Source organism: Magnetospirillum sp. SS-4 (genome assembly GCF_902729425.1).
Lineage (GTDB): Bacteria > Pseudomonadota > Alphaproteobacteria > Rhodospirillales > Magnetospirillaceae > Phaeospirillum.
Genome location: NZ_CACVCH010000070.1, coordinates 1 through 18696, shown reverse-complemented (window position 1 = coordinate 18696; position 18696 = coordinate 1). Strand labels below are relative to the sequence as shown.

General features: G+C 67.4%; 16 protein-coding genes. 5 read left to right on the top strand and 11 right to left on the bottom strand.

What is annotated here, in order from left to right:
- Window positions 1-14 precede the first annotated feature (14 nt).
- The 3 genes from rpoD to MTBSS4_RS12195 all read right to left on the bottom strand — a co-directional run bounded on the left by rpoD (window position 15) and on the right by MTBSS4_RS12195 (window position 4598).
- Complete coding sequence (rpoD, locus tag MTBSS4_RS12205) at window positions 15-2039, bottom strand: RNA polymerase sigma factor RpoD (RefSeq protein ID WP_173983683.1); 2025 nt, start codon at window positions 2037-2039, stop codon at window positions 15-17.
- Window positions 2040-2210: 171 nt separating this feature from the next.
- Window positions 2211-4076, bottom strand: coding sequence for a DNA primase (gene dnaG / locus MTBSS4_RS12200; RefSeq protein WP_173983682.1), 1866 nt, complete (start codon window positions 4074-4076; stop codon window positions 2211-2213).
- Between the two features lie 63 nt (window positions 4077-4139).
- Window positions 4140-4598 carry a GatB/YqeY domain-containing protein gene (locus MTBSS4_RS12195; protein WP_173983681.1) on the bottom strand — a complete coding sequence of 153 codons (459 nt, stop codon included), beginning with the start codon at window positions 4596-4598 and terminating at the stop codon, window positions 4140-4142.
- Between the two features lie 367 nt (window positions 4599-4965).
- On the opposite strand from MTBSS4_RS12195, the gene carA reads away from it, so the two are divergent.
- The 4 genes from carA to MTBSS4_RS12175 all read left to right on the top strand — a co-directional run bounded on the left by carA (window position 4966) and on the right by MTBSS4_RS12175 (window position 11403).
- Window positions 4966-6144 carry a glutamine-hydrolyzing carbamoyl-phosphate synthase small subunit gene (gene carA, locus MTBSS4_RS12190; protein WP_254432522.1) on the top strand — a complete coding sequence of 393 codons (1179 nt, stop codon included), beginning with the start codon at window positions 4966-4968 and terminating at the stop codon, window positions 6142-6144.
- 159 nt (window positions 6145-6303) lie between these two features.
- Window positions 6304-9561 (top strand): carbamoyl-phosphate synthase large subunit, encoded by a 3258-nt coding sequence (gene carB / locus MTBSS4_RS12185; protein WP_173983679.1) that lies wholly within the window; start codon window positions 6304-6306, stop codon window positions 9559-9561.
- 16 nt (window positions 9562-9577) lie between these two features.
- Window positions 9578-10051, top strand: coding sequence for a transcription elongation factor GreA (gene greA, locus MTBSS4_RS12180; RefSeq protein WP_173983678.1), 474 nt, complete (start codon window positions 9578-9580; stop codon window positions 10049-10051).
- Window positions 10051-11403, top strand: coding sequence for a hypothetical protein (locus MTBSS4_RS12175; protein WP_173983677.1), 1353 nt, complete (start codon window positions 10051-10053; stop codon window positions 11401-11403). Before greA ends, MTBSS4_RS12175 begins: the two co-directional genes overlap by 1 nt.
- Before the next feature lie 9 nt (window positions 11404-11412).
- Here MTBSS4_RS12175 and MTBSS4_RS12170 read toward each other — a convergent pair whose 3' ends face one another.
- The 7 genes from MTBSS4_RS12170 to MTBSS4_RS12140 all read right to left on the bottom strand — a co-directional run bounded on the left by MTBSS4_RS12170 (window position 11413) and on the right by MTBSS4_RS12140 (window position 17116).
- The gene (locus tag MTBSS4_RS12170) at window positions 11413-12210 is read right to left on the bottom strand and encodes an ABC transporter permease (protein ID WP_173983676.1); all 798 of its coding nucleotides are present in this window, start codon (window positions 12208-12210) and stop codon (window positions 11413-11415) included.
- Complete coding sequence (locus MTBSS4_RS12165; RefSeq protein ID WP_173983675.1) at window positions 12207-13181, bottom strand: ABC transporter ATP-binding protein; 975 nt, start codon at window positions 13179-13181, stop codon at window positions 12207-12209. Before MTBSS4_RS12165 ends, MTBSS4_RS12170 begins: the two co-directional genes overlap by 4 nt.
- A 103-nt stretch (window positions 13182-13284) precedes the next feature.
- Complete coding sequence (locus tag MTBSS4_RS12160; RefSeq protein WP_173983674.1) at window positions 13285-13578, bottom strand: CcdB family protein; 294 nt, start codon at window positions 13576-13578, stop codon at window positions 13285-13287.
- Between the two features lie 3 nt (window positions 13579-13581).
- Complete coding sequence (locus MTBSS4_RS12155; protein ID WP_173983673.1) at window positions 13582-13839, bottom strand: type II toxin-antitoxin system CcdA family antitoxin; 258 nt, start codon at window positions 13837-13839, stop codon at window positions 13582-13584.
- 49 nt (window positions 13840-13888) lie between these two features.
- The gene (locus tag MTBSS4_RS12150; protein ID WP_173983672.1) at window positions 13889-15280 is read right to left on the bottom strand and encodes a cobyrinate a,c-diamide synthase; all 1392 of its coding nucleotides are present in this window, start codon (window positions 15278-15280) and stop codon (window positions 13889-13891) included.
- On the bottom strand, window positions 15277-16278 hold the full coding sequence (locus MTBSS4_RS12145) for a glycosyl transferase family protein (RefSeq protein WP_173983671.1): 1002 nt from the start codon (window positions 16276-16278) through the stop codon (window positions 15277-15279). Before MTBSS4_RS12145 ends, MTBSS4_RS12150 begins: the two co-directional genes overlap by 4 nt.
- An 85-nt stretch (window positions 16279-16363) precedes the next feature.
- Window positions 16364-17116 (bottom strand): tRNA-uridine aminocarboxypropyltransferase, encoded by a 753-nt coding sequence (locus MTBSS4_RS12140; RefSeq protein WP_173983670.1) that lies wholly within the window; start codon window positions 17114-17116, stop codon window positions 16364-16366.
- Between the two features lie 79 nt (window positions 17117-17195).
- On the opposite strand from MTBSS4_RS12140, the gene ruvX reads away from it, so the two are divergent.
- Entirely contained in the window at window positions 17196-17663 is a 468-nt protein-coding gene (gene ruvX, locus MTBSS4_RS12135) for a Holliday junction resolvase RuvX (protein ID WP_173983669.1), read from the top strand.
- A gap of 1 nt (window position 17664) precedes the next feature.
- On the opposite strand, the gene ppk2 is transcribed toward ruvX, so the two are convergent.
- Window positions 17665-18666, bottom strand: coding sequence for a polyphosphate kinase 2 (gene ppk2, locus MTBSS4_RS12130; RefSeq protein WP_254432521.1), 1002 nt, complete (start codon window positions 18664-18666; stop codon window positions 17665-17667).
- Between the last annotated feature and the right edge of the window lie 30 nt (window positions 18667-18696).

The following is an 18696-nucleotide window of genomic DNA, read 5'->3' as shown; positions in this document are numbered from 1 at the left end:
AAGGGGCGCCGAGGTCAGGTGTCGAGGAACGACCGCAGCTTGCGCGAGCGCGACGGGTGTTTCAGCTTCCTGAGCGCCTTGGCCTCGATCTGGCGGATGCGTTCGCGGGTGACGCTGAACTGCTGTCCGACTTCCTCCAAGGTGTGGTCGGTGTTCATGCCGATGCCGAAGCGCATGCGCAGCACCCGTTCCTCGCGCGGCGTCAGGCTGGCCAGCACGCGGGTGGTGGTTTCGCGCAGATTGGCCTGGATGGCGGCGTCGAGCGGCAGCACCGCGTTCTTGTCCTCGATGAAGTCGCCGAGATGGGAATCCTCCTCGTCGCCGATGGGGGTTTCCAGGCTGATCGGTTCCTTGGCGATCTTGAGGACCTTGCGCACCTTCTCCAGCGGCATGGACAATTTTTCCGCCAGTTCCTCGGGCGTCGGCTCGCGGCCGATCTCGTGCAGCATCTGCCGCGACGTCCGCACCAGTTTGTTGATGGTCTCGATCATGTGGACCGGGATGCGGATGGTCCGGGCCTGATCGGCGATGGACCGCGTGATCGCCTGCCTGATCCACCAGGTGGCGTAGGTGGAGAACTTGTAGCCGCGGCGGTATTCGAACTTGTCCACCGCCTTCATCAGGCCGATGTTGCCCTCCTGGATCAGGTCGAGGAATTGCAGGCCGCGATTGGTGTATTTCTTGGCGATGGAGATCACCAGACGCAGATTGGCCTCGATCATCTCCTTCTTGGCGCGGCTGGATTCGCGCTCGCCCTTCTGCACCGTCTGGACGATGCGGCGATATTCGCTGATGGGCAGGCCGGCCTCGGCCGAGATGGCGCCGATATTGCCCCGGATGTCGCCGATGTCGCGGATGTGGCGGGTGGCGAAGTCCTTCCATTGCTTGCTGCGGACCGAGACCTGCTCGACCCAGTTGGGGTCCAGTTCCGAGCCGTAATAGGCGTCGAGGAAGTCCTGGCGCTTGATCCGGCAGGATTCCGCCAGGCGCAGCAGGCGGCCTTCCTGGGCCATCAGACGGCGGTTGAGGCCGTTGAGGCGTTCGACCAGCTGTTCGATGCGGGCGCTGTTGAGGTGGATGCCTTCCATCAGGCGCACCAGCTCGGCCTTCAGCTTGTCGTATTTCTTTTCCATGGCCGGGGTGACGGCCTCGCCCCGCGACAATACCGCCAGCCGCTGGTCCTGCACCTTTTCCAGCTTGTGATGGGTGGCGGCGATGACCTCGAACGCCTCCAGCACCACCGGCAGCAATTGCAGCTCCATCGCGGCCAGCGAGATGGAATTGTCCTCGCCCTCCTCGGCTTCGGTCTCGCCCTCGGCGCCGGGTTCGCCCTCGCCCTCGGCGGGCTCTTCCCGCTCCTCGGTCTCCTCGGCTCCCTCGGCGGGAGCGGCGGCGCCCTCGGGCGGGGGAATCTCGTCGGGGCCGCGTTCCAGGTCCTCCTCGGTCAGTTCGCCGCCGGGGCCGGAGCCATAGGTGGCGTCGAGGTCGATGATGTCGCGCAGCAGCATCTTGCCTTCGACCAGGGCGTCGTGCCATTCGACCACGGCGCGCAGGGTCAGCGGGCTTTCGCAGATGCCGCCGATCATCATCTCGCGGCCGGCCTCGATGCGCTTGGCGATGGCGATCTCGCCCTCGCGCGACAGCAACTCGACCGAGCCCATTTCGCGCAGATACATGCGCACGGGGTCGTCGGTGCGGCCCAGGTCCTCCTCGTCGACGTTGCCGGCGCCGGAATAGCCCTCGGCGGGCTCGGCGGCCTCTTCCTCGGCGGGTTCGGCGGCGTTGTCCTCGCCTTCCTCGCTTTCGACCACGTTGATGCCAAGCTCGGAGAGCATGGCCATGGTGTCCTCGATCTGCTCGGACGAGACCTCGTCGGGCGGCATGGCGGCGTTGAGCTCGTCATAGGTGACGTAGCCGCGCTCCTTGCCGCGCGCCACCATCTTCTTGACGGCGACACCCAGGGTGTCGAGCAGCGGGCCGTCCATGCCTTCTTCCTGGGTTTCGGACGCTTCCGCCGTGTTGGTCGATTTGGTCGCCATGAAAACCGATGCTCCTGAAGTATCCGGACCCGGATCGGAACCGATCCGTCCCCGACGGAACGGCTCGTCAGCCCGGGTGGCGTCTGAGCCCAAGCCCACACGGGAGGTGTGGGCGTACACCAAAAAGCCCGGAGCAATCCCGCCGCGGCGGACACTACTCCGGGGATCATCTCATTCCTCGTCCCGCCCCCCGGCGGCCTGTTCGTGGCGTTTGACCGCCTCGAACCGCGTCCAGGCGGCCTGCGAGGCGTCGAGGGCGAGGCGGGCATTGGCCTCGCTTACGTCCGCCAGCAGATCCTTCCTGGTGTAATGGTGGTAGACGTCTTCCCAGAGCGCCCGTGCCTCCTCGATGCCGTCATAGCCCCGAACCGAGCGCATGCGCCGTTCGCTGGCGTCCAGCAGGGTCTCCAGGACCGGGGAAAATCCGTCTGTCCGTAAATGGGCCGCAAGGCCCTCCGCGTCAAGTCCGCGCACGGCCCCGAGGTGCTTTAGAATCCCTCGCCGAAGGTTGTCAAGCGAGTCATTGGAAAACAGGCATCGCCCCAGTTCCTCGTGCACCGAATCGAACAGGGCGGGATTGGCGAGCAGCAGGCCCAGCAGAACCCGTTCCTGCATCTCGAAGGGCGGACGCATGGCGCCTGGCGCCCCCAACCCGACGATGCGGCCATCGAAGCCGCGCAAGGCGGTCTGGCCGACCGGCGGCCGGCGGCCGGGCCGCGCCCCTCCTTTTCCCGCCTGAGGCGCGAAGGCCGGGCCGGCGGCGGGGCGGGGCGGGCGGAACGCCTGCCACAGCCGGTCCTTGAAGGTGCGGGCGTATTGCCATTTCACCGTCTCGTCGGCGACGGAATGGGCCTTTTCCAGCAAGTCCTTTTCCAGGGCGGCGCGGCGTTCCGGGGTGTCCAGCGGCCGCCCCTCCACCGCCAGCCGCCAGGCCACCTCCACCAGCGGCTGGGCGGCGTCCAGCACCGCCTGCATGGCGGCCGGTCCCTTGGCCTTGATCAGCGAATCCGGGTCCTCGGGCGCCGGCAAGGTGGCGAAGCGCAGCGACAGGCCGGGCTTCAGGATGGGAAAGGCGCGGTCAAGCGCCCGGGCCATGGCGCGCTGGCCGGCCTTGTCGCCGTCCAGGCACAGGATCGGCTCGGGGGCGAGGCGCCACAACTCCTCGATCTGCTGTTCGGTCACCGCCGTGCCCAACGGCGCCACCGCATGGGCGAAGCCGGCCTGGTGCAGGGCGATGACGTCCATGTAGCCTTCCACCACCACGACGCAGCCCCGCTCGCGGGCCGGCTCGCGGGCATGGGCGAGACCGTAGAGGGTGGTGCCCTTGTGGAACAGCGGCGTTTCCGGCGAATTGAGGTATTTGGGCGGATTGTCGCCCAGGGTGCGGGCGCCGAACGCCACCACCCGGCCGCGCCGGTCGGTGATGGGAAACATCACCCGGCCGCGGAAATAGTCGAAGGCCGGGCCGCCGCCGTCGGGCTTCTTCAGCAATCCCGCCTCGGCCAGCAGGCTTTCCGGGCATTCCCGGCTCATCAGGGCGGATTTGAGGGCTTCGCGCGAATCGGGCGCCCAGCCCAGGCGGAAGCGGGCGATGGTCTCGTCGGTCAGGCCGCGCCCCTTCAGATAGGCGAAGCCGTCGCGGCCCGAGGGTGAGCGGAGCTGCTTCTCGAAGAAGGCGCAGGCGGCCTCCATGGCATCGTGGAGCGAGGCGCGGCGCTGCTCGCGCACCCGTTCTTCCGGACTGGCCTTGGGGACGTCCAGCCCTGCCTCGGCGGCGAGACGCTCCACCGCCTCGGTGAAGGACAGATGGCCGGTGCGCATCTCGAAGCCAATGGCGTCGCCATGGGCGCCGCAGCCGAAGCAGTGGTAGAACCCCTTGTCCTCGTTGACGGTGAAGGACGGCGTCTTTTCGTTGTGGAACGGGCACAGCCCCTGATGTTCGCGGCCCTTGCGGGTCAGCTTGACCCGCCGCCCGACCACCGAGGAGAGTGGCACGCGGGCGCGAAGCTCGTCGAGGAATTGCGGCGGAAAGGCCATGGGCGGGGCTGTCCTGCGTCGTCGGTCAGGCCCATAGGATATGGGGCGGAATGGCCCGAGGAGCTAGCCCCCCAGGAGGGTCTTGGTGGTGGCGCTGGCCTTGGTGAAGTCCATCTCGCCGGCGTGGCGCCCCTTCAGGATCGCCATGACCTTGCCCATGTCCTTGATGCCGGCGGCGCCGACCTCGGCGATGGCGGCCCTGACCGCCGCCTGGGTCTCGGCCTCGTCCATCTGCCGGGGCAGGAACCGCTCGATGACGGCGATCTCGTCGGCCTCCTGTTGCGCCAGTTCCGGGCGGTTGCCCTGCTGGTACAGCGAGATGCTCTCTCGCCGCTGCTTGATCATGGATTGCAGCATCTGGCGGATTTCATCGTCACCGATGCCGTCGGCCTGCCCCTTGGGGCGGGCGGCGATGTCGCGGTCCTTCAAGGCCGCCAGGATCAGCCGCACGGTCGAGACGACCCGCGGGTCCTTGGTCAACATCGCCTGCTTGAGCGCGTCGCTCAGTTCCCGCCGAAGCATGGTCTCCCCCCTCGTGGCGCCTTCCCCATCGGGAAAGCGCACAGGCTAGCGCAAAACCCCATGGAATGAAAGGCTTTGTCTCGCATGACCCATTGAAAGTATTGTGGTTTTCCCAAAGCGCCGGAGAGCTTGACTCGGGGTCTGGGCGTCATTATAAGGCAGCCGTTTACCTATTTGCCGATCAGGCTCAAGCGCGCCTCGCCACCGGTTGTTCCGTATGATGCGGAAGATTCCGGCGGCTTTTTGCGACCCAAGTCTGGCGAGGGAGGCCTTTCCCTCCTATCATGCACCTCCGCGGGCGGACACCGGTCCGGCCGCGACCGAGACACAAAGGACCGACATGCCGAACCATCCCGGGACCGCACCCATGCCAGAGCGCGAGGTGCCGTCATTCGACACGCCGCGTCCCCCCGGCGCCACCGGCGCCCTGGTGCTGGCCGACGGCACCGTTCTGTGGGGCAAGGGCATCGGGGCCGAGGGCTCCAATGTGGGCGAGGTGGTGTTCAACACCGCCATGACCGGCTATCAGGAGACCCTGACCGATCCGTCCTATGCCGGACAGATCATCACCTTCACCTTTCCTCATGTCGGCAATGTCGGCAGCAATCCCGAGGACATCGAGACCATCACGCCGGCGGCGCGCGGCCTGATCCTGCGCGCCGACGTCACCGAGCCGTCCAACTGGCGTTCGGCCAGGCATCTTGAATCCTGGCTGAAAAGCCATGGCATGATCGGGCTTGCCGGCATCGACACCCGCGCCCTGACCCGGCGCATCCGCGAGAAGGGCGCGCCCAACGGCGTCATCGCCCATTCCCCCGACGGCGAGTTCGACCTGCCCGCCCTGTGGCGTCGGGCCGCCGGCTGGCCCGGCCTCAACGGCATGGATCTCGCCAGGGAGGTCACCTCCACCCAGGCCTATGACTGGGACGAGACCGAATGGAGCCTGCGCGGCGGCCACGGCAAGCAGGCGGACCCCCGTTTCCACGTCGTCGCGCTGGATTTCGGCGCCAAGCGCAACATCCTGCGCTGCCTCGCCTCCTCCGGCTGCAAGGTCACGGTGCTGCCGGCGGACGCCACCGCCGCCGACGTGCTGGCGCACAAGCCCGACGGCGTGTTCCTGTCCAACGGCCCCGGCGACCCGGCCGCCACGGGTGAATACGCCGTCCCCATGATCCAGGGCGTGCTGAAGGCGGGAACGCCGCTGTTCGGCATTTGCCTCGGCCACCAGATGCTGGCCCTGGCCCTGGGGGCGAAGACCTTCAAGATGGATACCGGCCATCGCGGCGCCAACCATCCGGTCAAGGACCTCGCCACCGGCAAGGTCGAAATCACCAGCCAGAACCACGGCTTCGTGGTGGACGAGAAGACCCTTCCTGCCGGGGTGACCGTCACCCATCGCTCGCTGTTCGACGGCTCGGTCGAGGGCATCGCGGTGGCGGGCAAGCCGGTTTTTTCCGTCCAGTACCACCCCGAGGCCAGCCCCGGCCCCCAGGATTCGCATTACCTGTTCGACCGGTTCGTCGGGCTGATGGAGACTAAGGCCTAGGCCTTAGCGACGAATTCAATGGCCACAGGTGAACACAGATAAACACAGATAGGAATTCCGTCGATTATTGACCGTCGATCGGGGTGTCTCGGGGATCAAGAGGTATCTGTGTTTATCTGTGTTCATCTGTGGCTCAAAAAATCTGATCGGATTTGATCGATGCCCAAGCGTACAGACATTAAGTCCATCCTCATCATCGGCGCCGGGCCGATCGTCATCGGCCAGGCCTGCGAGTTCGACTATTCGGGCGTTCAGGCCTGCAAGGCGCTGAAGGAGGAGGGCTACCGGGTCATCCTGGTCAACTCGAACCCGGCGACCATCATGACCGACCCCGGCCTGGCCGACGCCACCTATATCGAGCCGATCACGCCCGAGATCGTCGCCAAGATCATCGAGAAGGAGCGCCCCGACGCGCTGCTGCCGACCATGGGCGGCCAGACGGCGCTGAACACCGCCATGAAGCTGGCGGACATGGGCATCCTGGACAAGTTCGGCGTCGAGATGATCGCCGCCAAGCGCGACGTCATCGCCAAGGCCGAGGACCGGCTGCTGTTCCGCGACGCCATGGACAAGATCGGCCTTGAATCGCCCAAGTCGCGACTGGTCAAGACCCTGGCCGAGGCCCGCGACGCCATGCCGGTGGTCGGCCTGCCCGCCATCATCCGGCCCAGCTTCACCCTGGCCGGCACCGGCGGCGGCATCGCCTACAACATGGCCGAGTACGAGCAGATCGTGGCCGGCGGCTTGGCCGCCAGCCCGGTGCACGAGGTTCTGGTCGAGGAATCCGTGCTCGGCTGGAAAGAATACGAGATGGAGGTGGTGCGCGACCGCAACGACAATTGCATCATCATCTGCTCGATCGAGAACGTCGATCCCATGGGCGTGCATACCGGCGATTCCATCACGGTGGCGCCGGCCCTGACGCTGACCGACAAGGAATATCAGATCATGCGCAACGCCTCGATCGCGGTGCTGCGCGAGATCGGGGTGGATACCGGCGGCTCGAACGTGCAGTTCGCCATCAACCCCAAGGACGGCCGCATGACCGTCATCGAGATGAACCCCCGCGTGTCGCGCTCGTCGGCGCTGGCGTCCAAGGCCACCGGCTTTCCCATCGCCAAGATCGCCGCCAAGCTGGCGGTGGGCTATACCCTGGACGAACTGGCCAACGACATCACCGGGGTGACGCCGGCCAGCTTCGAGCCGACCATCGATTACGTGGTCACCAAGATTCCACGCTTCACCTTCGAGAAGTTCCCCGGCGCCGATCCCATGCTGACCACGTCGATGAAGTCGGTGGGCGAGGCCATGTCCATCGGCCGCACTTTCCAGGAATCGCTTCAGAAGGGCCTGCGGAGCATGGAGACCGGCCTGACCGGCCTCGACGACATCGAGATTCCCGGCTCGGGCGCCGGCGACATGAAGGACGCGGTGAAGAAGGCGCTGGCCGAACCCCGCGCCGACCGCATCCTGGTGATCGCCCAGGCCTTCCGCCTGGGGCTTTCCATCGACGAGATCCATGCCGCCTGCTTCTACGACAGGTGGTTCCTGGGCCAGATCAAGGGCATCGTCGACGCCGAAGAGGAGGTGCGCCGGAAGGGATTACCCATCGACGCGCCGGGGCTGCTGCGCCTCAAGAAGATGGGGTTCTCGGACCAGCGGCTGTCCAAGCTGTCGGGCAAGACCCTGGTGGAGACCGCCTTTCGCCGCGAGGTGCTGAACGTCAAGCCGGTGTTCAAGCGCATCGACACCTGCGCCGCCGAGTTCCCGTCGTCCACCGCCTACATGTATTCCTGCTACGAGGGCGACGGCGTCAATCCGGCCGAGTGCGAGTCCGATCCGTCGGACCGCGACAAGGTGATCATCCTGGGTGGCGGGCCGAACCGTATCGGCCAGGGCATCGAGTTCGACTATTGCTGCGTCCATGCCGCCTACGCCCTCGACGAGGCCGGGCGCGAGACCATCATGGTCAACTGCAATCCGGAAACCGTGTCCACCGATTACGACACCTCGGACCGCCTCTATTTCGAGCCGCTGACCGCCGAGACGGTGATCGATCTGGTGCGGCGCGAGCAGAGCAACGGCCGGGTGCTGGGCTGCATCGTCCAGTTCGGCGGCCAGACGCCGCTGAAGCTGGCCCATGCGCTGGAGCAGGCTGGCATCCCGATCCTGGGGACCAGCCCGGATTCCATCGATCTGGCCGAGGACCGCGAACGCTTTCAGAGGCTGCTGCACGATCTGGGCCTGAAGCAGCCGGCCAACGGCACCGCCCGCTCGTTCGAGGAGGCCATCGCCGTGGCCGAGCGCATCGGCTATCCGGTGGTGATCCGCCCCAGCTTCGTTCTCGGCGGCCGCGCCATGCAGATCGTCTATGATCACGAGGCGCTGGAACGCTACATGAAGGAAGCGGTGGTGGTGTCCGGCGACGATCCGGTGCTGATCGACCTCTACCTCAAGGACGCTATCGAGGTGGACGTGGACGCGCTCAGCGACGGCGTCCAGGTCTATGTTGCCGGCATCATGCAGCACATCGAGGAGGCCGGCATCCATTCCGGCGATTCCGCCTGCTCGCTGCCGCCCTATTCGCTGGATTCGGCCACCATCGCCGAACTGGAGCGCCAGACCGCCGCCCTGGCCAAGGCCTTGAACGTGGTCGGCCTGATGAATTGCCAGTACGCCATCAAGGACGGCACCATCTACATCCTGGAGGTCAATCCCCGGGCCAGCCGCACCGTTCCCTTCGTCGCCAAGGCCACCGGAATTCCCATCGCCAAGATCGCGGCGCGCGTCATGGCCGGCGAGACCCTGGCCTCGTTCGGCCTGACCACCCGGCCGGTGATGAAGCATGTGGCGGTCAAGGAGGCGGTGTTCCCCTTCGCCCGCTTCCCCGGCGTCGACATCCTGCTGGGGCCGGAGATGAAGTCCACCGGCGAGGTGATGGGCATCGATTCCGACTTCGCCCGGGCCTTCGCCAAGAGCCAGCTGGGCGCCGGCACCCATCTGCCCACCGAGGGCGGCGTGTTCCTGTCGGTCCGCGACGGCGACAAGCCGGCCATGGTCGAGATCGCGAGACGGCTGCTCGCCATGGGCTTCAAGGTGATGGCCACCGACGGCACCGCCAATTACCTGAAGGATCGCGGCATCACCGACGTCAGCGTCCTCAACAAGGTGCTGGAAGGCCGTCCCCACTGCGTCGACGCCATGCTGAACAACCAGGTTCATCTGGTGGTCAACACCACCGATGGCAGCCAGGCGGTCAAGGACAGCTTTTCCATCCGCCGCACGGCGCTGACCAACACCATTCCGCATTACACCACGGTGGCCGGCGCCAGGGCCGCCGTGGAGGCCATCGAGGCGCTCCGATGCGGCACGCTTGATGTGGCGCCGCTGCAATCGTATTTTAAGGGCTGTTTCTGAAGGCGGGGGCTTGTTGATGGAAAAAATCCCGATGACTCCGGCCGGGCTCGCCCAGTTGGAGGACGAGCTCAGGACGCTTAAATCGGTGGAACGCCCGGCGGTTATCCGGGCGATCGCCGAGGCGCGCGAGCACGGCGATCTGTCCGAGAACGCCGAGTACCACGCCGCCCGCGAGCGCCAGAGCTTCATCGAGGGCCGCGTGTCCGAGTTGGAGGACATCATCTCCCGCGCCCAGGTCATCGACATCGCCACCCTGTCGGGCAGCCAGGTCCGCTTCGGCGCCACCGTGACGCTCGCCGACGAGGATTCCGACGACGAGGTGGTCTACACCATCGTCGGCGCCCACGAGGCCGACATCAAGGCGGGCCGCATGTCGGTTCATTCGCCGCTGGCCCGCGCCCTGATCGGCAAGCATCTCGGCGACACCGTCGAGGTGACGGCGCCGGGCGGTTCCAAGTCCTACGAGATCGTCGACGTCCGGTTCGGCTGATGGCCGGCCGTCGCCTTGGATTGTCGGTTTCCGCCCTGCTGCTGGCCGGCGTGCCCGCCTGGGCGGCCATGGATGACCGCAATTACGTGGCGCGGCGCATCGCCGCCGACCATCATGTCCAGGTCGAGACCTCCGGGCTGGAGGATGACGGCGGCGTGTGCACGGTCCGGGGGCGCGTGCTTCGCGCCTTCTCCGGCCGTCCCCGCATGCTGGAGGCCGGGACGGCGGTTGCCTTCGCCCTGCCCTGCGGAAGCGATTCGTTCTGGCCGGTTCAGCGGCTGAATGCCGCCCGGCTGCTGGAACTGCATCTGAAAACCGGTCCCGCCGGCATGCTGGTCGCCGATCAGGGCCAGGGCATGCGGGCGGTGGAGGCCGCCACCGACGGCCCGACCATCAGGGATGATCCGGCGCTGGTACGCGAAATGACCGAGACCATGGCCCGCTATTCCATCGAGGCGGAAGCCAAGCGCAACAATCCCGATGGCGCCCTGGCGCTGGCGCGGGTGGATGACCCGGTCCTGCGTCCCCGCCTGCTGGCCCATGCCGCCGGCAGCTTCGCCGGCAAGCGCATGGCGGCGGCCGACGCCGCCGGCGACGAGGCGCTGGCGGCGTTCGAATCATTGTCCGCTGGGCCGGAGCGGCTGGAGACCGGACTGACGGCGCTGGAATCCCTGGCCATGGGTGGCGCCGGGACGCATGCGTTGCGGCTGGCCGACCGCCTCGCCCCCGAGGTGGACGCCCTGACCGTGCCGTCGCGGCGCGACAGCGCCCTGCTGTCGCTTTACGGCGCCCGCATCCGTTCGGGCGGTCCGGCCGCGGCGCTGGAATCCCTGGCCAAGGTCGGCAATCCCAAGACCCGGCGCGAACGCCTCGACGACATGGCCTTCGCCCAAAAGGATTTCGGACCGACCAATCCCCAGTCCCCGGCGTGGCTGGACCGGCTGCTGAGCGCCGCCGAGGTTCAGTCCGATCCCGATTTTCGCCGCGAGGCGCTGCTGGCGCTTTGTCGCACCGCCTACCGGGCCGCCGCCGGTCTGGCCGAGATACCAGATCTCGCCCCCCGCGCCGGCGCCATGGCCGAACTGGCGGCCAGGCGTCGCCATGCTCCCTCGGCGATGCTGCTGGCGGTGCTGCGCGAGATGGGCGGCGGCAAGGACGCCCGGGCCGATGCGGCCCGCTGGCATGCAGTCTCGGCCTCGGGCTTCGATGCGCCCGCATCCTTGCGGGGCGAGGTGCTCAGGGTGCTGTCCACCTTCACCCCGGCCGAGCGTGCCGCCGCCGCCGCTCTGCTTGGAGCCGCCGTCCCCGGCGCGGTATCGCCGGAAAGGCTGGTCGATCTGGCGGGGAAATAGGCGTCGGGCTCAGCCCGCCGGCACCGCCACGCCCTGATCCCGCTTGTTGACCCGGGCCATGGACAGTCCCAGGCACAGCACCGCCCAGGCGACGGTGACCGCCAGCGAGGTCAGGTAGTGCGGATCGGCCAGCAGGGTGGCGGGACCGTAATAGAACGGCATCCGGATGATGACCAGGGCATGGCTGACCGGATTGGCCAGCATCACCATCTTCATGGCCGCCGGCACGTTGCCCAGCGGGAACAGGGCACCCGACAGCATCCACAGCGGCATCAGGAACACCATCATCACGGCGTGGAAGGCCGAGGTGGATTTCATGCCCCAGGCCAGCAGGAAGCCCAGCGCGGCAAAGCCGATGCCGGTGAGAACGAAGCCCAGCAGCAGCATCACCAGCCCGCCCAGGCCGAGATTGAGGCCGAGGAACGGCGCCGCCACGGTGAAGATCAGGGTCTGGACCATGGCGATGGAGGTGCAGCCCAGCACCTTGCCCAGCACGATGGCGAGGCGCGAGACCGGCGCCACCAGCACGCCCTGGAGAAAGCCGGCGTCGCGGTCCTCGATGATGGTGATGGACGAGAAGATCGAGGCGAACAGCATCATCATCAGCATGACGCCGGGATAGAAATATTCGAGATAGGTGACGCCCTCCATGCCGGCCGGGCGGAACGAGCCGGCGAAGCCGGCCCCCAGGAACAGCCAGAACAGCAGCGGCTGCGCCACGGTGCCCACCACCCGCTGGGGCTGGCGGATGAAGCGGGTGAATTCGCGCTTGGCCAGGGCCAGGGAAACGCGGACGAGCGAACTCATGTGCCGGTCCTCTTCAGGTCGAGCGCCAGGGCATGGTCGGGCACCGCCTTGCTGGTGACGTGGACGAAGACGTCGTCGAGGCCCGGCTGCTTGATGGAAATGGTGAGGACGTCCGGGCGGTAGCGCTCCAGGATCTTTTCCAGCAGCGGCAGGCTTTCGCCGTTCTCGGTCTCTTCCAGCCGCACCTCGTCGCCGATGCAGCGCACCGCGAGGCCCATGTCGGCGCGCAGGCGCTCGGCCAGTCCCTCGGTGTCCCTGGCGTGAATCACCACCATCTCGGTGCCGATCATGGCCTTCAGCGCCGTGGGGCTGTCATAGGCCAGCAGCTTGCCCTGGCGCATGATGGCGACCCGGTCGACGTCGTCGGCCTCGGCGAAGACGTGGCTGGTCATCAGCACCGTCATGCCGCGCGTCTGCTGCAACCGGTGCAGGGCGTCGAGGAAGCTGCGCCGCGACACCGGGTCGAGGCCGGTGGTGGGTTCGTCCAGCAGCAGTACCTTGGGGTTGGTCATCAGCACCTTGGCCAATTCCACCTGACGCGCCAGACCGCCCGAGAGGGTTTCCACCTTCTGGTCGAGGCGGTCGCCCAGGTCGGTCCAGGCCAGGGCCTCGTCGCGCAGCTTGCGGAAACCGGCGCCCGACAGGCCGTAGAGATCGGCGTGGATGGCGATGTTCTCGGCCACCGACAGATGCTTGTCCACCGCCGGGCTCTGGAACACCACGCCCAGGATGGCGCGGACGCGGGCCGGCTCGGCGAACAGGTCGAAGCCGCCGATGCTCACCCGGCCCGAGGTGGGCAGCGCCATGCCGCACAGAATTCGGAACAGGCTCGACTTGCCGCTGCCGTTGGGGCCGGACAGGATGACGAACTCGCCCTCGTTCACCGCCAGGGTCAGATCCGAGATGGCGACGCGGGCGGGAACCTTGCGGCTGCCGGGATAGACGTGGGTCAGGCTGTCGATGCGGATCATCAGGGACTCTGAATGGAAAAGGCCGCCGGACTCTTTCACAGTCGGGGCGGAGGGTAAAGCCCTACGGAAGGGTCGCTACATTAAAATTAGTCAAAGCTGCGCATCACACGCCGTCGAACACCATGTTGATGGCCGCCTTGATGACGAAATGCTCGTGCGACAGGGACCCGACCTTCGTCGTCAGTTCCGACAGCGGGGCCGACGCCATGAATTGAGGCGCCATGACGTATCGGCTGTCCCCGATCATGAAAACGGGATTGAGACGCTGGGCCGGCCTGGCGAGTTCGGCCAACGGCAGCAAGGGAACGATCATCCGCGTCTCAAGGCCATCAAGAATGTCGGATTGGACATCGAGCAGGAGCCCTCCGTCGGATGGATAGAGGTCGAACTGTGCCAATCCTCAGAACCGCCGGTACTTGGCCAGCGGCAGGCCATGGCGCCTGACGTAGTCGTTGGACGCGGTGATGGCGTCCTTGTTATCCTCGCGCCACTGCTTGGCCCGTGCTTCGGCGATCTGCAGTTCCAATCCGCGCTCGCAGGCACGGGAAACATTGATCTTCATCTTCCGCGCCAGATCCAGAAGCTCGGAATTCAGCGTCAGGTTGGCGGCCTTGCGCGGCGCGTCGGGATCGAAGGTGAAATCCGTCGTAACTGACATGGCTGCCTCCCAAATCATGGGGATAGATATGCGCACGGAAGCGCGCATGTCAAGGCCTCTTCACCTCCCTGACGAAGGCGACGAAGCGGGGCGCCCAGGGGTTGGCGCCGACGCTGCGCATATGGGCATAGGTGGCCAGGGTGTTGCCGACGATGATGCCGTCCTGCTTTTCGGCGATGCCGGCGCCCCTGATCACCCGGTAGGCGAAGCGGGGCTCGCCTTCGATGTTCTCCAGCCGGGAATGGTGGAATTCATGGGCCGGCATTACGCCGGGACCGTCCTCCAGCCGGGGCCAGGGGAAATCGGCGGTCTCGCGCAGCCGGACATAGCCGCGTCCCTGCGGCGCCCGGTACATGACCGCGTCGCCGGGGACGATGCCCACCATCTCGCGCCGCTCGCCCTTCCAGACGATGGCGCGCGACAGATACATCAGCCCGCCGCATTCGGCATAGATCGGCATGCCCGCCTGTCCCCTGGCGCGGATCTCGGCCCGCAGCGAGGCGTTGGCCTCCAGTTCCGCCATATGGGTCTCGGGAAATCCGCCGCCGATGAACAATCCGTCCAGGTCGGGGGGCAGGTGGGAATCGCGCAGGGTGTCGAACGGCACCGGTTCGGCGCCGGCCCGGCGCAGCGCCTCGATGTCGTCGGGATAGTAGAAGCCGAAGGCCGGGTCGCGGGCGATGCCGATGCGCAGGGATGCGGCCGGAACCGCCGGCAAGGCGGTGTCGGTCACCTCGATTGGCGAGGCCTGCCGCGCCAGGGCGGCGATGGCGTCCAGGTCCACCTGGGCCGCCACGGTGCGGGCAAGGCGGGCGATGGCCTCGCCGGCGGCCTCGGCCTCGTTGGCGGGGACCAGCCCCAGGTGGCGTTCCATGATTTCCATGTCGGGGCCGCGATGGACCGCGCCCAACACCGGAATGCGGGTGTAATGGGCCACCACCTCGCGCAGCTTCTTTTCGTGGCGGGGACCGCTGACCTTGTTGAGGATGACGCCGGCGATGCGCAGGCTCTGGTCGAAGGCCTGATAGCCCAGCAGCAAGGGCGCGACGCCCCGCGTCATGCCGGCGCAATCGACCACCAGCACCACCGGCGCCTCCAGCCAGTTGGCCAGCATGGCCGAGGAATTGGCGCCTTCCAGGTCGACGCCGTCGAACAGGCCCTTGTTGCCCTCGATCAGGCTGAGATCGGCGCCGCGCGACACCCGCTCGAAGGTCTCGCGGATCAGGCGGGGCGGCATGGTGTGGAAGTCGAGATTGCGGCAATCGCGATGGCAGGCGGCTCCCAGCCATAGCGGATCGATGTAGTCCGGCCCCTTCTTGAAGGGCTGGACCACATGGCCGCGCTCGGTCAGGGCGGCGCACAGCCCGACGCTGATCGTGGTCTTGCCCGAGGATTTGTGGGCCGCCGAGATCAGCAGCCGGGGGGCCGGACGGGTGCTCACGCCACCCCCGGAATGCTTGTCCTGACCCGGTCGCGCCACAGGACCTGGGCCATGCCCTCGGCCTCGTCCACCGAGGCGGCGCGGCCCATGGCGCGGAGCGCGATGGCAATGGTGCCGCAGATCACGGCGGCGGCGGTCTCGTCGTGGTCCTCGCCACTCCACAACGCCTTGAGGCGGCCGAGGTCGAGCGCCTCCTCGTGCGGGCGGGCACCGTTGATCAGGGCCGGCCAATCCTCGGCCAGCGGCAGCCCGTCGACCAGCGACAGCACCTCGCAGGCCTTTTCCGGCCGGCGTTCCACCTCGCCGCCCTCGCCCTTGAACACCGCCATGCGGTGCTCGCCCAGCAGGCGCGCGGCCTCCTGATGCACCGGGGCGTAATTGGGATGGGACACGCTGTTGACGGCGCAGGCGGCGCGAAACGGATTGATCAGCCGCGCCACGGTGTGGATGGGCGAGCGCAGCCCCAAAAGGTGGCGCAGCTCCATGATGGCGTGCAGCGGCGGCGACAGATGCTCCAGGGTCATGTAGGCGAAGCCGGACGTCTCCAGCCGGCGGGCGGCGTCGGCGGCCGAGGTCGAGACCGGCACGCCCAGGGCGGCCAGCGCCTCGGACGTCCACACCCGGCCGTTGGTGTGGTGTTCTGAACCGTGCATGAACACCCGGACGCCGTGGCCGGCAAGCGCCAGCGCCGCCAGCACGTAATAGGGCAGTTGCCGCGACTTGCCGGCATAGGACGACCAGTCCAGATCCACCGGGGGCGCTCCGGCCGGGGGCGCCACGGTCTCGCGGATGGCGGCGGCCAGCCCGGCGGCTTCCTCCGGCGTTTCGGTCTTGACCCGGAGCAGGCAGAGAAAGGCCCCCAACTGCACCGGCTCGACCTCGCCGGCCAGCACCATGCGGAAACCGTCCCGGGCCTCCTCGAAGGCGAGCGGGCGCGACAGGCGCGGCCCCTTGCCGAGAATGCGGACATAGGGGGCGAAGGGATGTTCCTGGGTCACGGACTGGCCTCTATGCTAGTGAGACCGACAGTCTCCTATACCAAGCCGGCCGCGTCCACGAGCAGATCACATGCCACAATCCGGATCAGACGGACGGCGGCGGGCGGCGGCGTCCCCTGCCGCGGCCCTGGGGGCGGAACCGGCGGTCGGGCCGAGGCGGCCTGGACTGCCCGGCGCGGGCGGCGCGAAAGGCGTCCAGCATGCGCTGGAAGGTGGCGTCCAGCGTCTCGGCGATTTCGGGGCGTCCCTCCAGCCGGCCGAGCAGAAGGCCGGCGGCTTCGATGGTGGACAGGCTGTCGGAGCGGGGTTCCGTCCGCACCCGGCCATAGCGGCTGGGCCGCTTGGGACCCAGAATCACCCGCTGGCATTTCAGCAGCCAGGCATTGCGCCACCACAGCGCCTTGGCCTGGCTCCAGGTGCCGTCCAGGACGATGACGCCGTCCAGATGGGCCAGGGCGGTGGCCTGATCGGCCAGGGCCGCGCCCTTGGCGTCAAGCGCCACCACCTCGGCGCCGGGGGCGAGGTCGGCGGCCTTGGCCGAGCCGAGATAGAGCACCGCCCAGCGCCTGGGGTCGGCCGGCCGGCCCAGCGCCTTGGCCAGACTGGGCCAGGACAGGCCGATGCGCATGTCGGATCGGGTGAAGTGCAGGGCGGCAAGGCGGGCGGTGCCCAGGGTCTTGTCCTGTTCCTGCGGGTGCTGGAGCACCAGCAGGGCGATGCGGTTGTCGATGGGCGTCACCCCGTCGCAGACACACAATTCGGCCGGTTTCAGGCAGGACAGGCATTCGGCCGGGGCTTCGGCGTCGGGCGGGACTTCGGACGGGATATCGTTGGACATGGCCGACTTGTACCGCGTGGGGGAGGGCGGCGCAATCGGAGCGCTTGATTTTCATCGGCGGATGGCGCAAGCACGGCTCATGCCTGTTCTTGCTCCTTCCGACCTGATCTCCCTGCTTGGCCGTGACCAGCGGCTGATGGGCCTCGACCTCGGCACCAAGACCATCGGTCTGGCGCTGTCCGACGTCAGCCGCACCATCGCCACGCCGTTCGACACCATTCGCCGCGCCAAGTTTACCAAGGACGCCGAGACCCTGCTGGCCATGGTGGACAAGCAGGACGTCGGCGGCCTGGTGCTGGGCCTGCCGGTGGAGATGGACGGGCGGGAGGGGGCGCGCTGCCAGTCGGCGCGGGCCTTCGCCGCCAATCTGCTGAGGCTGCGCGATCTTCCCGTGGTCTTCTGGGACGAGCGGCTGTCCACCGCCGCCGTCACCCGCACCCTGCTGGAGGCGGATTCGTCGCGCAAGCGCCGCGCCGAGGTGGTGGACAAGATGGCCGCCGCCTATATCCTCCAGGGATTGCTGGACAACCTGCGCTCGTCCCTCTGACCTATGGGTTCAGCGACGCCCCCAGGATGTGTTCGCTCTTGTGGACCACATGGGCGCCCTTGCCGACGATCAGCGGATCGGGCTGATGCACCACCGCCTTGTCCTTGCCGGGATAGTCCAGCGAGTTGAGGAAGTGAAGCATGCAGTTGAGGCGGGCCCGCTTCTTGTCGTCCGACTTGACGATGGTCCAGGGCGCGTCGGCGGTGTCGGTGTAGAAGAACATCGCCTCCTTGGCCTCGGTGTATTCGCCCCACTTGCCCAGCGAGGCCTTGTCGATGGGGGACAGCTTCCACTGTTTCAGCGGGTCGCTTTCCCGCGACTTGAAGCGTCGCCGCTGTTCATCCTGGGTCACCGAGAACCAGTACTTGTAGAGCTTGATGCCGGAGCGGACCAGCATCCGTTCCAGTTCCGGGGTCTGGCGCATGAATTCCAGGTATTCCGCCGGCGAGCAGAACCCCATCACCCGCTCGACGCCGGCCCGGTTGTACCAGGAACGGTCGAAGAACACCATTTCACCGGCGGTGGGCAGGTGCTGGACATAGCGCTGGAAGAACCACTGGCCGCGCTCGACCTCGCTCGGCTTCTCCAGGGCGACGATCCGGGCGGCGCGGGGGTTGAGATGCTCCATGAACCGCTTGATGGTGCCGCCCTTGCCGGCGGCGTCGCGGCCTTCGAACAGCAGCACGAATTTCTGGCCGGTATCCCTGGCCCATAGCTGGACCTTGAGCAATTCGGCCTGCAACGCCGCCTTTCTCGCCTCGTAATCGGCGCGGCCCATCCGGCTCTTGTAGGGGTATTCGCCGGTTTCGAAGGCGTGGCGCACCGCCTCGGGGTCGTGGCGCATCCGGGCCAGTTCCTGGCGGGCCAGGGCGGCGGCGGAAAGCGGCCTGCCGGCGGTTCCCGCCTTCTTCCGGGGAGCGGCGGCGGGAGCGGGGGCTTGCCCGGACGTCACCGTCGGGGCGATCGGGTCGGCCGGCTTGCCCTTGTCCTCTGCATCGATCATCGGTGTCCCCCCAGTGGTCCGTCATGTTGA